We start from the raw sequence: 13,578 nt of genomic DNA on the forward strand, positions 1-13,578 counted from the left end.
CTGCCGGGACGCTACAGCGCGCCCACCCGTTCGAAGCCCACCGGAGCGGCGTCCGGGAATGCCCTCGGGTGCACCCGGGTCATGGTCTCCATGACGCGGACCACCTGGCAGCTGTAGCCGAATTCGTTGTCGTACCAGACGTAGAGCACCAGGTTCTTGTCGGTGCTGATGGTGGCCAGGCCGTCGACGATGCCGGCACGCCGGGAGCCCACAAAGTCAGTGGAGACCACTTCGGGGGAATCGATGTAGTCGATCTGCTTGCGCAGTTCCGAGTTCAGCGACATGTCACGCAGGTAGGTGTTGACCTCGTCCTTGGTGGTGCCGTTCTCCAGCGTCAGGTTCAGGATCGCCATGGACACGTCCGGGGTTGGGACGCGGATGGAGTTGCCCGTCAGCTTCCCTTCCAGCTCCGGCAGGGCCTTCGCGACGGCCTTGGCGGCACCCGTCTCGGTCAGCACCATGTTCAGGGCCGCCGAACGTCCGCGCCGGTCGCCCTTGTGGAAGTTGTCGGTCAGGTTTTGGTCGTTCGTAAACGAGTGCACCGTCTCGACGTGGCCGTGCACAATGCCGAACTTGTCGTTGAGCGCCTTGAGCACGGGCGTGATCGCATTCGTGGTGCAGGACGCGGCGGTGACGATGACGTCGTCGTCCGTGATGGTGCCGTGGTTGATGCCGTGCACGATGTTCTTCAGTGCGCCCTTGCCCGGCGCGGTCAGCAGCACACGGGCGACGCCGGGGCTCAGCAGGTGCTGGGACAGCCCGGCCTCGTCACGCCAGCGGCCGGTGTTGTCGACCACCAGAGCGTTGTTGATCCCGAACGCGGTGTAATCGATGGAGGTGGGGTCATCCGAGTAGATAACTTGGATGGCCGTGCCGTTGGCGAGGATGACGTTGTTTTCCTCATCGACCGTGATGGTTCCGTTGAACGGACCGTGCACGGAGTCGCGGCGCAGCAGGCTCGCACGCTTGGTGAGGTCGGCGTCGGAGCCGCGGCGCACCACGATGGCGCGCAGGCGCAGGCCGTGCCCGCCGCCGGAGTGCTCAATGAGGATGCGGGCCAGCAGGCGCCCGATCCGGCCAAAGCCATACAGCACCACGTCGGTGCAGTCGCGCTCGTCAAAGCCGAAACGGTCGACGACGTCGGCCAGTTCCGTGCGCAGGAACGCCTCCAGGGTCTGGCCGGCACCGGCCTCCTTGTAACGGGCGTTCAAGCGGGCGAGGTCGACGGATGCGGCGCCCAGCTGCAGGGTCACCAACGCTTCCAGCAGCGGCAGGGTTTCCTCAACGGGAAGTTCAACCTCGTCAATCTGCCGCGCGAAGCGGTGCGCCTTGAGCAGGCTGATGACGGACTGGTTAATCAGGGAACGGCCGTGGATGCTCGTCACCACATTGTTTTCGCGGTAGAGGCGGCCAATCAACGGAATCATTGCTTCCGCCATGGTTTCGCGCTGGATCCATGAATCGAGCGCGGCGTCACTGTTCACTGTCACGTAAATAACCTTTTCTAGCCCAAAACACCCTTGGTTTAGGCCGAGACCATCTTAGGCAGCGCCACACGGTTACCCGCGAGTTCCGTGAGGCACTTCACTAGACCGGTCTATCCCCACCCACGACCTCCACACCTTGCTTCGCTAGCAGCGGGCCCCTCGGTCGCATGGCCCCACCGTTCATTACCGATAAGCTCTCATGGTGCTGATTCTGCTTCCCCCGTCCGAAGGCAAGACCCCCGCCGACGCCGGCGACCCCGTTGACCTGGAACAACTCCACTTTCCGGAGCTGACGGCGGCACGGCAGGATGTGGCCGAAGCCCTTGCCGCCGTCTCCGCCCAGGACGACGCGCTGGCACACCTGGGCGTGGGCGCGTCGCTGTCCCACGAGGTGCTGCGCAACACCCGCCTGGCCCATGAACCCGCCGCCCCGGCGCACAGCATCTACACGGGGGTCCTCTACGACGCCCTGGGCTACCGCAGCATGACGCCCACCCAGAAGCGCAAGGCGGACGACGCCGTCGTGGTTGTCTCCGGGCTGTGGGGCGCCGTGGGGTTCGCGGACAGGATCCCGGCGTACCGGCTCTCGATGTCGGTGGGCCTGCCGGGCGTGGGAAAACTGGCAAGCTATTGGAAACCCAAGCTGGCCCGCGCACTTGAGGACTTCAGCACGGCGCACTTGCTGGTGGACTGCCGGTCGAGCACCTACGCGGCGGCGTGGGTGCCCGCACCCGAACGCACCGTGGCCGTTAATGTGTTCACGGAACGGGACGGCACCCGCAAGGTGGTCTCGCACTTCGCCAAGCACACGCGCGGCGAACTGGCCCGCCACCTGCTCACCCGGCGCGGCAAGGCTCCCGAGACGCCGGAGCAGCTGGCTAAGGCCGCCGCCGAAAAGTGGCAGGTTGAACTGGTGCCCGGCACGGCCCGCAAGGCCCACATGCTCAACATCATCCTCGAGGACTGACAACGCCCTCGTCCAGGTCTATGTTGCAGTTGTTGGACCGATTTGCCCGATTTTCGGGGTTTTTCGTCCAACAACTGCAACATAGACGCGGGGGGCTATTTCAGCGGTGGGCTAGTTCCATTCGGGCGAGCGGACCAGGATGGCGCCCGAATCCGGGCAGAATACGACGTCGTCGGCGGGCGCATTCTTGATGGCGGCGAGGTCGCCGGGGCTCAGCTGCATGCCGGAACCCTCGGAGGTGCCGTGAAAGAGCCGTGCCACGCCAACGCCGTACTTGGCCAGCGTGCGGTCATAGATCGCCAGCAGTGCCGGCTCAAAGGTGGCTGCCAATTCGGCGCGTTCGCCGGCGGTGGCATCGCGTTCCATACGCAACGCGCCAAGCTTTCCGCGGATCTCCGACACCACCTCGTCGAGGACTGACTGCATTTGCGCCACGAGCGCCTGCTGCGCTCCCTGGCGGGCGGTGGCGGCCTCGAGGTTTTCCATAAGTTCGAGCTCCACGTCCTCCAGCTCCCCCCGGCGCTTGGTGAGGGATTCGATGTCGCTTTGGAGTGCCACCAGGTCCTTGGAGAGTCCGGTACCGCTGTTGAGCTTGGCGTCGTCCTTGGCAATGCGGGCCGCGACCGCGGCGACGTCGTCCTCGGACTTGGTCAGGGCGCGGGTGGCGTCGCTGACGGCGGTGTCCAGGACCACCAGATCGCTCTTCGCGACCGTGACGCCCGCGTGCAGATCGGGCAGCCGGGGGTCTTCCTTCAACGCTTTCGCCTGGACGTCCAGGCCACGCAATTTGCCGTCCAAAACCGCAATGTCCAAAAGGCGCATTTGTTCCGCCGGTGCTGCCTTAGCCATGTATTTCCTCCTGCTGGACCAACATTGATGTTCTACGTTCCCTGATGCCAGCCTAGTTGCCGGGCGTCAGGATAAAGTCCCACGGATCCGTGTTGGTTTGGCTGACCGCCAATTCCGCCTCGAACCCCTGGTCCGCCAACACATTGCCCAGCGCCTGGGCGGCGGCGGGAAGCCACAGCCACTCGCTGGCGAAGTGGGAAAGGTCTATCAGGTAGGGCCGGCCGTCCGAGCTCGCTTCACGGGCTTCCGACGCCGGATGGTGACGCAGGTCCGCCGTCACAAACACGTCGGCGTCACTGGCCCGGACGGCGTCGAACAAACTGTCCCCGGCGCCCCCGCACACGGCCACCTTGTGGACCAGCGCGTCGCGGTCTCCGGCCACGCGCACTCCCCCGGCCACGGACGGCAGGGTCAGGAAGATCCGGGCGGCGAGGTCGCCAAGCTTTTCGGCGCCCGGCAGCATGCCCACCCGGCCAATCCCCTCCTCCACCAGGCCATGCGTGGCGGGCATCAGGGGGGCGGCGTCCACCAGGCCCAAGGCGTCGGCCAGGACGTCCGACACCCCGCCCACGGCACTGTCACCGTTGGTGTGCACGGTCAGGAGCGCGCAGCCGCCCTCGATTAGTCGGTGCACGGCACGGCCCTTCCCGGACGTTGCAGCCACCGAGTTCACGCCCTTGAGCAGCAGCGGATGGTGTGTGATGAGCAGTTTGGCGCCCCACTCAAGGGCCTCGTCAATGACTTCGAGGGTGGGGTCCACGGCGAACATGATGCGGTCGACGTCGGCATCCGGGCGTCCTGCAACCAGGCCCACACGGTCCCAATCCTCGGCTAGCGATTCGGGCCAGAGTTCCTCCACGGCCAGCAGCACCTCGGACAACGTGGGGGTGTCCAGCTCCTCCGCGCCGAGCTCGGCGGTGCCTCCTGCCGCGGGCGCGGCAAGGCTTTGGGCCGCCAACGACGCCGGAGCCTCCGGAAGGGCGCCGTCCTCGGGCAGTTCGTCCTCGGGCAGCTCGTCGTCGAACTGCTCATCGCGGGAATCGGCGACGGCTAGGTCAAGATCCGCGTGCTCCGTGGCGTCCTCGGGTGCAACATAGCCGGCCGGCGCCTCGGCACCGGGGGCACCCGGGCCTGATTCGCCGTCGTGCCTGGGATCGCTTGGTTCCATGCTCATGTTTCTAGCTTAGTGCGCAGTGGGGCAGGCCACGCCCGGGAATCAAATCGCCGGCACCCGACTTATACATGGATGTGAAAACTTTTGTATTGGGCGGCGGTTGCTTCTGGTGTTTGGATGCGGTGTACCAAATGACCAAGGGGGTGAAATCGGTGGTGTCCGGATATACCGGCGGGGCCATTCCCTACCCCACCTATGACCAGATCTGTTCCGGCATGACGGGGCACGCGGAAGTGGTCGCGGTGACCTTCGACGAGACGGTGATTCCGGCCGACGTCATCTTGGACATGTTCTTCACCCAGCACGACCCCACCACCTTGAACCGGCAGGGCTACGACACGGGCACCCAGTACCGGTCCTCCATGTTCTACACGAACGCCGAGGACGAGGCCGCATTCCGTGCCGCGATTGTGCGCAACCAGCCCAACTGGCGCGATCCGATCGTGACCGAGGTGACCCGGTTGGGAGACGTGTATGAGGCCGAGGACTACCACCAGGACTTTTACGCACAACGCCCGGGAGTGGGTTATTGCCAGGTCATTATCAACCCAAAGATCGCCAAAGTGAGAAAACATTACGCAGAGTGGCTCACCGCGTAGAAACCGGGCATCCGGCTCGTTACGCTGGCGCATAAGTACACTTTTGGGCCACACGGTTCGCGTGGCCGTCATTCCTTGAAATTCTTAGAACAGGACCTTCCATGGGACGTATTTACGACAATGTCACCCAGCTTGTTGGCGGCACGCCGCTGGTGCGCCTGAACCGACTCACCGAGGGCCTGAACGCCACTGTCGCCGTGAAGCTCGAGTTCTACAACCCGGCCAACAGCGTCAAGGACCGCATCGGTGTGGCCATTGTCGACGCCGCGGAAAAGTCCGGCGAACTCAAGCCCGGCGGAACCATCGTTGAGGGCACCTCCGGCAACACCGGAATCGCCCTGGCCATGGTGGGTGCGGCCCGCGGCTACAAGGTCATCCTGACCATGCCCGAGACCATGTCCACCGAACGCCGGGTCATGCTGCGCGCCTTCGGTGCCGAGATCGTGCTGACCCCGGGCTCCGAGGGCATGCGCGGCGCCGTGGAAAAGGCCAAGGAAATCGTGGCCAACACGGAAAACGCCATCTGGGCCCAGCAGTTCGCCAACCAGGCCAACCCGGACATCCACCGCGCCACCACCGGCGAGGAAATCTGGGAAGACACCAACGGCGCCATTGACATCCTGGTGGCCGGCATCGGCACCGGCGGCACCATCACGGGCGCCGGCCAGCTCCTGAAGTCCCGCAAGCCCGGCGTGAAGATCGTGGCAGTGGAACCGATCGACTCCGCCATCCTCAACGGCGGCGCACCCGGCCCGCACAAGATCCAGGGCCTGGGCGCCAACTTCATCCCCGAGGTCCTCGACCAGGGCATCTACGACGAAGTCCTCGACGCCACCCTGGAGGACTCCGTGGCCGTTGCCCGCGCCATGGGCACCCAGGAAGGCATCCTCGGCGGCATCTCCGCCGGCGCCGCCGTTTGGGGAGCCCTGGAGCTTGCCAAGCGCGAAGAGAACGCCGGCAAGCTGATCGTGGCCGTGGTGCCCGACTTCGGTGAGCGCTACATCTCCACCGTGCTTTACGACGACATCCGCGGCTAATCCCCTACTGTCCGGCCTGACACATCGCTGGCGCGATGTATCAGGAACCTGGACAGCGGGGGCCCAAACTCGGGCCCCAAAACTGGGGCCCAGGTACGGGGCCGCACACCTTCATACAGGAAAGAAGTCTGTGGGATTTTTCGCAAGATTGCGCGAGGACCTCGAGGCCGCCCGGTCACATGACCCGGCGGCCCGCGGTTCCGTGGAGAACTTTTTTGTCTATTCCGGGCTGCACGCCATCTGGATACACCGGCTCACGCACAAGATGTGGGCCAACCCGTCCCTCCGGTTCCCGGCGCGCGCCCTGTCCCAACTGGCCCGTTTCGCCACGGGGATCGAGATCCACCCGGGCGCCACAGTGGGCAAGCGGTTCTTCATTGACCACGGCATGGGCGTCGTGATCGGGGAGACCGCGGAAATCGGCGAGGACGTCATGATCTACCACGGCGTCACGCTGGGCGGCCGCTCCCTGGCGAAGGTCAAGCGGCACCCCACCATCGGCAACCGGGTCACCATTGGTGCCGGCGCCAAGGTTTTGGGCCCCATCTACATCGGTGACGATTCGGCGGTGGGGGCCAACGCCGTCGTCGTCAAGGATGCGCCCGCCAATTCCATCATCACCGGAATCCCGGCGACGTGGCGGCATCGGGACGAGAAGCGTGAAATGGCCCCGGCCGTGGACCCGGCCGAATACATCGATCCCGCCATGTGGATCTAGCCCCGCCTTGGCCGCCTGTGGCGCGGTGACTACCGGTTTCCGGAAGTCACCGCGCCACAGGTGTTTAAGGACGACGGCGCCATGAGGACGACGACGGCCGCTCAGGCGAAGTAGTGCCCCTGCTCGAGGTCCGCAAGGAGCCCCGGCTGCACAGCTTGCCACCCCATCAGCTCCCGGGTGAGGGTGCTGGATGCCGACATGTCGACCCCGAGGAGCGCCCCCAGGAAGCCGAAGTCCTCGGCGGGCCTGGAGGCCGCGGGCAGGCCAAGGCGGCGGCCAATCACGCCAGCGAAGTCACGGACGGCAACGCCCTCATCGCCCACGGCGTGCAGCACCGATCCGGCCGGTGCCGCTTCGAGGGCGAGCCGGAACAGCCGCGCGGCATCCTTTGCGTGGACTGCAGGCCAGCGGCTGGAGCCGTCCCCCACGTACCCGGAGACACCCGACTCTCGGGCGAGGCCCACCAGCCGGGGAATGAAGCCGTGGAGGTCACCGTCACCGTGCACCGAACGGGGCAGCCGCACCACGGACGATCTCACGCCGCGGGCTGCCAGGGCCAGGGCCGCCCTGGCGTTTTCGGCCCGGGCTGCCATGGGGCCTGCCCACGCAGGATCGTCCCGCTCTGTAGCGGCCCGTCCGGGGATCATCGGTGTCCCGGAGGCGATGACCAGGGGCTTGCCCGAGTCGAGAAGGGCGGCACCCAGTGCGGTGATGGCGCTGCCGTCCACCTTTGCCGCATCGTCCGCCCGGCTGAAGTCATGGACGTAGGCAAGGTGGATGACCCCGTCGGAGCCGGCTGCCCCGGCCCGCAGGGTGTCCAGGTCATCGAGTCCGCCGCGCAGCACTTCGCCGCCCGCCACCGTGATGGCGGCGGCCGCGGAGTCGCTCCTGGCAAGCCCAAGGACCTGGTGGCCCGCGTTGATGAGTTCGGGGACGACCGCCGAGCCGATCCAGCCGGACGCGCCCGTGATGAATATCTGCATGAAAAGCTCCTAATGTCAGTGGCTGTCATCAGTGTAACGCCGCATGTCAGCCACTGTCATCGCTTTACGGGAACTTCTTTCCGCACCCCCTGCGCTATCGATGGGAAGAGCGTGGCCAGTGCGTTTCGCACGGCGCTTTCACGCCTCAAGATACGCCCGGGCGATCCCTCGTAGCGCAACCTCGTACGCCTGCGCCCAATCACCACCCGGCAGCGGGGTGTTGGCCAGCTCAAGACCGACCAGTCCATGGACCTGACCCCAAATGGCGCCGGCCACGGCGGCGGGCGGCTCGGCGGAACCGGATGCGGACAGCCCGCTGGTAACGGCGGCCACCAAAGGAGAAATGGCATCATTGGCGACTTCGGGAGTGGGCGGGCAGTCAACCACGCCACCCAGTGATCCGGTGAACATCAGTGAGTACAGGGACGGGTGCTCCAGCGCCCATCGGCGGTAGGCCCGGCCCAGCGACAGGAGCCCTTCGGGTGCCGCTGCGGCCTGGGATGCCGCGAATGACGCGAATCCGTCATCTACGACGGCCGTCAGCAGTTCGCGTTTCCCACCAAAGAGTGAGTAGATGGCAGCAGTGGATGTGCCCGCCGCGCTGGCAATATCGCGCAGGCTCACCAAGGCAACACCGCGGGCAGCCACCAGCGCAGCAGCCTCCTCCAGCAGCCTGGAGCGCACTTCATCGTTATGGAGAATAGGTCTTGCCATGCCTTCCATCCTGCCATAACATCGTTTCATAACAGCGTTATTAAACGGCTCCCGCAAGGAGAATCCCATGGCACAGCACGTACTTCCGGGCCGGTTCACCGCGTCTCCGGACACTGACGCGGTTACTGTTTTCCTGATCGGCATGCGCGCCAATCGATGGTGGACACTTGGACCCACCTATCAGGCCGCCTCAGCCATGCCCCGCATGCTCAAACATCTCATGGACTATCCGGAGTCAGGACTTCTGGGCTTCCACAGCTGGTTCGGACGGACCACGTTAATGCTGTCCTACTGGCAGAGCCCCGAACACCTGCAGCGCTTTGCCGCCGATCGTGATGCCCCGCATCTGGAGCCCTGGCGCCGTTTCATGAGGGAGTCCGCCGGAACGGGCGACGTCGGCATCTGGCACGAGACCTACCAAGTCAACGTAAAGGACCAGGAGACGGTCTACAGTGACATGCCGTTGTTTGGCCTCGCCGCGGCAACCCGACAAACACCGATCGGCCGCGGAACGGGCACCGCCCGCCAACGCATGGGCCGCGCCTAGCCGCGCTCCGCCGTCGTACGTCCCCTTAAACAACTGTGACGCAGTAGTTGCTGAAAACTCATGGTTTTCCAGCAACTACTGCGTCACAGTTGAGCCCACGGTATGGGCCCACGGGCGTGGGGATTAGTGGGTGTCTACCGCTTCGATCTCGGTCTTGTCGCCGCTCCACTGCGTGTGGAACGTGCCCTCGATGTCGACACGGTTGTACGTGTGGGCGCCGAAGAGGTCGCGCAGGCCCTGGGTCAGGGCGGCGGGCAGGCGCTTGCGGCGCAGGCCGTCGTAGTACGCGAGCGAGGAGGAGAACACCGGTACCGGGATGCCCAGCTGGACGGCGGTGGCCACCACGCGGCGCCAGGCCGGCAGGACCTCGGCAATTTCCGCGGCGAACGCCGGGGCGAACAGCAGGTTGGCGGGCTTGTTGGCGGCGGCGTAGGCCTTGGTGATGTCCTTGAGCAGCTCGGCGCGGATGATGCAGCCGCCGCGCCACAGGGACGCGATCTCGTCGAGCTTCAGGTCCCAGTTGTATTCCTTGGCGGCGGACGTGAGCATGTCGATGCCCTGCGCGTAGCTGATGAGCTTGGACGCGTAGAGTGCCTGGCGGACGTCCTCGACGAAGTCGGCGCCCAGGTCAACGGAGACCTCGTGGCCGGCCAGGACGTCCTGGGCGATGGCACGCTGGTCGCGCTGGCTGGAGAGGCCGCGGGCAAACACGGACTCGGCGATGGCGGAGATGGGCGAGCCCAGGTCCAGGCCGGACTGGACCGTCCAGCGGCCCGTGCCCTTCTGGCCGGCGGAGTCGACGATCACGTCAACCAGCGGCTTGCCGGTCTTCGCGTCCACGTGGCCCAGGACCTCGGCGGTGATTTCGATCAGGAAGGAGGCCAGCTGGCCTTCGTTCCACTTGGCGAAGATCTCCGACTGTGCGGCCGGCTCGATGCCTGCGGCGCTGCGGAGCAGGTCGAAGGCCTCGCCGATGACCTGCATGTCCGCGTATTCGATGCCGTTGTGGACCATCTTGACGAAGTGGCCGGCGCCGTCGGTGCCGATCCAGGCGCAGCAGGGCTGGCCGTCGACCTTGGCGGAGATCTTCTCCAGCAGCGGGCCCAGGGCGTCATAGGACTCCTTGGAACCGCCGGGCATGATGGACGGGCCGAGCAGCGCGCCCTCTTCGCCGCCGGAAACGCCGACGCCCACGAAGTGGAGGTCCTTCTTGGCCAGGTCCGCTTCGCGGCGGCGGGTGTCCTGGAAGTTCGAGTTGCCGCCGTCGATGATGATGTCGCCCGGTTCCATGAGCGGCACCAGCTGATCGATCACGGAGTCAACCGGGCCGCCGGCCTTGACCATGATGAGGACGCGGCGCGGCTTCTCCAGCGACTCGACAAGCTCAGCCAGGGTCTCGGTGCGCACGAAGCTGCCTTCGTCGCCGTGTGCGGCAAGCAGGGCATCGGTCTTTTCGACGGAACGGTTGTGCAGGGCTACCGTGTATCCGTTGCGGGCAAGGTTGCGGGCCAGGTTTGCGCCCATCACGGCCAGTCCTGTGACGCCGATTTGTGCAGACATTCTTCCTCCAATGATGACAAGCGGTTTCGACCAGCTTATCGGTGACCGTGCAGCTTCCCCATGCGATTTCATGATGGGTCGGTGAATATTGCACCGCTGGAACATTTGTTCAAGTTATAGTCAACTTCGCCCGGGGGCGTGGTTTCAGGCCCCGAAATTGAGCAGGACCTTGCCCGAAACCGCCGAATTCCTGGCTGTTTCGAAGGCGTCCAGCCCGTCCTTGAGGGCAAATTCGTGGGTGATCACGGGATCGGCCTTCAGTGAGCCGTCGGCCAGCGCGGCAATGACCTCATCGATTTCGTCGTTGAAGCGGAAGGATCCCAGCAGTTCCAATTCCCGGGTGATGGCCAGGGAGATGGCCACGGGTTGGGGCCCGGACGGCAGCAGCCCCACCATAACCACCCGCCCCCGCGCACGGCCCCGTTGATGGCCGAGGCCAGGCCGAAGTGGTTTCCGGAGGACTCAATGACGACGTCGGCCTCCACGGCCGCGATGGCGTCAGCGTCGCTCGCCTTCAGGACGCGGTCCGCCCCCACGGCCATGGCGATTTCCAGGGGTTTGTCATACATGTCGACGGCGGTGATGTGGGCCGCGCCGGCCCGCTTGAGCACGGCCACGGCCAGGGTGCCGATGGGTCCGCAGCCGACGACGAGCACCGACTTTCCGCGCACGTCGCCGGCCCGGGAGACGGCATGCCAGGCCACGCTGGCCGGCTCCACCAGGGCGGCCCGGCGCAGCGGCAGGGTGGGCGGCAACTCCCGGAGCATGCGGGTGGGCAGGTTGGCGTAGCGCAGGAAGGCACCGTCGGTGTGGGGGTGGCGTGCGGCACTGCCCAGGTAGGTGCACCCCGGGGACAGGTTGGGACGGTCGGCCGGGTATTTGGCCGCGCCGGGGCCGGGGTCGCCGGGTGGACGGCCACGGGCGTTCCGGCGGCCGGGCCGGTGCCGTCGGAGGCGGCGCGGGCCACCACGCCCACCACCTCGTGGCCCAGCACCATGGGATCCTTCAGGATGGACTCTCCGGCGGCACCGTGCAGCCAGTAGTGGAGGTCCGAGCCGCAGATGCCGCCGTAGGCGATCTCGACGACGGCCTCATGGGCGGCGGGGGCGGTCAACGGAACCTCGTCGATGCGGAGGTCCTCCTTGCCGTGGGCCACGACGGCGGGGGCGCTGGCGGGGAGCTCAAAGGTCACCATCTCAGACCACCACCGTCATGCCGCCATCGATGAAGATGGTCTGGCCGTTGACGAAGTTTGAGCCGTCCGAGGCCAGCCAGACCGCCGGACCCACCAGGTCGGCGACGGTCCCCCATCGGCGTGCCGGGGTGCGGCCCAGGATCCAGGAGTTGAACTTCTCGTCGTCGACCAGGTTCTGCGTCATTTCGGTGTGGATGTAGCCGGGGGCGATCCCGTTGATCTGCAGGCCGCCGGCGGCCCATTCGGCCGTCATGGCCCGGGTGAGGTTGCGCAAGCCGCCCTTGGCCGCCGTGTAGGCGGCGATGGTGGGCCGGGCCAGGTCCGTCTGGACGGAGCAGATGTTGATGATCTTGCCGCGGCCGCGCTCCAGCATGCCGCGGGCCGCCTCCCGGCCCACGAGGAATGCGCTGGTCAGGTCCGTGTTGATGACCCGGTTCCAGTCCTTGACGTCGAGGTCCAGCAGCGGGACGCGGTGCTGGATGCCGGCGTTGTTGACCAGGATGTCCAGCGGGCCGACGTTGGCCTCGATCCAGGCAATCGCGTCGGCGGCGGCCGTGTCGCTCGTGACGTCGAAGGCATGGGAGCGGATCTGTCCCGGGGAAAAATCGGCGGCCATGGCCTGTTCTGCGGCCGCGAGCCGTTCGGTGTTGACGCCGTTGAGCACCACGGTGGCACCGGCCTCGGCCAACCCGCGGGCCAGCGAATTGCCGATCCCCCGGCTGGATCCCGTCACCAGGGCAACGCGCCCGGTCAGGTCAAAGAGTCCACTCATTACTTGTCCTTAGCTGTTTTGGTCGAAAACTTTACTGGCGGAAAACGTGCGGGTTCTAGTGGCCGCCGAGCCGGGCAATGGTCTCCCTGACGACGGTCAAATCCATGTCCCCGAGCCCCTGCTCCTTCAACGTCCCGTAGAGCGCGTGCCCCGCCGTGGCCATGGGCACCGCGGAACCGGCGACGGCGGCGCTTTCGAGTACGAAGCCGAGGTCCTTGTGCATGAACTTGGCCGGGCCGGTGGGCGTGTAGTCCTTGGCGATGATCCGCGGCCCGGCGAGCGTAAGCACCTGGCTGCCGGCGAGTCCGCCGGCCAGCACCTCGAACAGGGCCGCGACGTCCATGCCGGAGCGTTCGGCGAGCTCGGCGGCCTCGGCGAGGGCCGCCGTCGTCGTTCCCACCAAGAGCTGGTTGCAGGCCTTGGCGAGGGAGCCCGCGCCAAGCCCGCCCAGCAGGCGCACGGTGGTGCCCATGGCGTCGAGGACGGGCCGGATGCGGTCAAAGTCGCCCTGGTCGCCGCCGGCCATGATGGCGAGCGTGCCGTTTTGGGCGCCCACGGTGCCGCCGCTGACGGGCGCGTCAACCACGGCCGCGTTGCCGCCGCTGGCCCGGACCACGGCGTCCCCGAAGCCGCGCACGCCCTGCGGCGACACGCTGCTCATGACGACGACGACGGTGCCGGGCGCAGGCGGAACGGCCCGCCAGGCGTCGAGCAGCGGCGCCGCGGCGTCTTCGATGAAGCCGAGATCCGGGAGCATGAAGATGATGACGCCGGCGTCGCGCAATTCTGCCACGGTCGCGGCGGTGCGGGATCCGCGGGCCGCCAGTGCCTCAAGGGCGGCCGGGGACCTGTTCCAGGCCGTCACGGGCCAGCCCGCGTCGAGCAAATTCGCCGCCATGGGGGCACCCATGTAGCCGAGGCCGACAAATCCGATGGTGGGTTGCGTCATTTGAACAACAGTCCTCACTACTTTGTG

Annotated in this window: 13 protein-coding genes and 1 pseudogene; 5 read left to right on the forward strand and 9 right to left on the reverse strand. The window is 66.3% G+C overall.

Annotation, left to right across the window (positions count from 1 at the left end; all coding sequences use genetic code 11):
- Positions 1 to 11 precede the first annotated feature (11 nt).
- Positions 12 to 1,490 carry a glyceraldehyde-3-phosphate dehydrogenase gene (locus AL755_RS14420; protein ID WP_082369323.1) on the reverse strand — a complete coding sequence of 493 codons (1,479 nt, stop codon included), beginning with the start codon at positions 1,488 to 1,490 and terminating at the stop codon, positions 12 to 14.
- 199 nt (positions 1,491 to 1,689) lie between these two features.
- Between AL755_RS14420 and AL755_RS14425 the strand changes: the two genes are divergently transcribed.
- Positions 1,690 to 2,454: a YaaA family protein gene (locus AL755_RS14425; protein WP_054013080.1), complete on the forward strand. Its 765-nt coding sequence runs from the start codon at positions 1,690 to 1,692 to the stop codon at positions 2,452 to 2,454.
- Between the two features lie 111 nt (positions 2,455 to 2,565).
- Here AL755_RS14425 and AL755_RS14430 read toward each other — a convergent pair whose 3' ends face one another.
- A complete protein-coding gene (locus AL755_RS14430) occupies positions 2,566 to 3,303 on the reverse strand; it encodes a zinc ribbon domain-containing protein (protein WP_054011605.1) in 738 nt (245 codons plus the stop codon).
- Positions 3,304 to 3,355: 52 nt separating this feature from the next.
- Entirely contained in the window at positions 3,356 to 4,477 is a 1,122-nt protein-coding gene (locus AL755_RS14435; RefSeq protein WP_237762490.1) for a Nif3-like dinuclear metal center hexameric protein, read from the reverse strand.
- Positions 4,478 to 4,551: 74 nt separating this feature from the next.
- Between AL755_RS14435 and msrA the strand changes: the two genes are divergently transcribed.
- The 3 genes from msrA to epsC all read left to right on the forward strand — a co-directional run bounded on the left by msrA (position 4,552) and on the right by epsC (position 6,831).
- A complete protein-coding gene (gene msrA / locus AL755_RS14440; protein ID WP_054011606.1) occupies positions 4,552 to 5,076 on the forward strand; it encodes a peptide-methionine (S)-S-oxide reductase MsrA in 525 nt (174 codons plus the stop codon).
- Positions 5,077 to 5,177: 101 nt separating this feature from the next.
- A complete protein-coding gene (cysK, locus tag AL755_RS14445; protein WP_054011607.1) occupies positions 5,178 to 6,113 on the forward strand; it encodes a cysteine synthase A in 936 nt (311 codons plus the stop codon).
- A gap of 130 nt (positions 6,114 to 6,243) precedes the next feature.
- On the forward strand, positions 6,244 to 6,831 hold the full coding sequence (epsC, locus tag AL755_RS14450; RefSeq protein WP_054011608.1) for a serine O-acetyltransferase EpsC: 588 nt from the start codon (positions 6,244 to 6,246) through the stop codon (positions 6,829 to 6,831).
- Positions 6,832 to 6,932: 101 nt separating this feature from the next.
- Here the strand turns inward: epsC and AL755_RS14455 are convergent, their stop codons facing one another.
- Complete coding sequence (locus tag AL755_RS14455; protein ID WP_054011609.1) at positions 6,933 to 7,814, reverse strand: SDR family oxidoreductase; 882 nt, start codon at positions 7,812 to 7,814, stop codon at positions 6,933 to 6,935.
- Positions 7,815 to 7,952: 138 nt separating this feature from the next.
- A complete protein-coding gene (locus tag AL755_RS14460) occupies positions 7,953 to 8,528 on the reverse strand; it encodes a TetR-like C-terminal domain-containing protein (protein WP_237762491.1) in 576 nt (191 codons plus the stop codon).
- A gap of 67 nt (positions 8,529 to 8,595) precedes the next feature.
- On the opposite strand from AL755_RS14460, the gene AL755_RS14465 reads away from it, so the two are divergent.
- A complete protein-coding gene (locus AL755_RS14465) occupies positions 8,596 to 9,075 on the forward strand; it encodes a DUF4188 domain-containing protein (protein ID WP_054011611.1) in 480 nt (159 codons plus the stop codon).
- 123 nt (positions 9,076 to 9,198) lie between these two features.
- Here the strand turns inward: AL755_RS14465 and gndA are convergent, their stop codons facing one another.
- The 4 genes and pseudogenes from gndA to AL755_RS14485 form a co-directional block, all read right to left on the reverse strand.
- Positions 9,199 to 10,635, reverse strand: a complete 1,437-nt coding sequence (gene gndA / locus AL755_RS14470) for an NADP-dependent phosphogluconate dehydrogenase (RefSeq protein WP_054011612.1) — start codon at positions 10,633 to 10,635, stop codon at positions 9,199 to 9,201.
- A gap of 144 nt (positions 10,636 to 10,779) precedes the next feature.
- Positions 10,780 to 11,830 (reverse strand): annotated as a pseudogene (locus tag AL755_RS14475) (L-idonate 5-dehydrogenase).
- 1 nt (position 11,831) lies between these two features.
- Entirely contained in the window at positions 11,832 to 12,602 is a 771-nt protein-coding gene (locus tag AL755_RS14480; RefSeq protein WP_054011613.1) for an SDR family oxidoreductase, read from the reverse strand.
- 55 nt (positions 12,603 to 12,657) lie between these two features.
- Positions 12,658 to 13,551 carry an NAD(P)-dependent oxidoreductase gene (locus AL755_RS14485; RefSeq protein ID WP_054011614.1) on the reverse strand — a complete coding sequence of 298 codons (894 nt, stop codon included), beginning with the start codon at positions 13,549 to 13,551 and terminating at the stop codon, positions 12,658 to 12,660.
- Positions 13,552 to 13,578: the final 27 nt, after the last annotated feature.

Origin of the sequence: Arthrobacter sp. ERGS1:01, from assembly GCF_001281315.1 — a bacterium.
In the GTDB taxonomy this organism is placed as follows: Bacteria; Actinomycetota; Actinomycetes; order Actinomycetales; family Micrococcaceae; genus Specibacter.